A 253-nucleotide genomic window follows, 5' to 3' on the forward strand; every position below is an offset into this window, starting at 1 on the left:
AAACGGGCATTCCCGCCCGTTCATTAAAATCAACCACGACGAAGATTTCTAGAAGGAAGGAATACCCTTATGAATTATGATACTACGAAGTTGTTGCTAGGCATAGATGATAAACATGTAAAAATTAAAGGTGGTACTGAACGGGCTGATGGGGTTATCCAGGTTACTGGTGAATTGACCTATCGGCCAAAGGCCTGTGTACATTGTGGCGTCATCAATGATCATACGATTATCAACTATGGTTGGCGGGAAA

Annotated in this window: 1 pseudogene; it reads left to right on the forward strand. The window is 42.3% G+C overall.

What is annotated here, in order from left to right:
• Window positions 1–69: 69 nt before the first annotated feature.
• Window positions 70–253, forward strand: a pseudogene (locus IWT5_RS11925) (ISL3 family transposase); the annotation flags it as partial.

Source organism: Secundilactobacillus mixtipabuli (assembly GCF_002217925.1).
GTDB classification, from domain to species: domain Bacteria; phylum Bacillota; class Bacilli; order Lactobacillales; family Lactobacillaceae; genus Secundilactobacillus; species Secundilactobacillus mixtipabuli.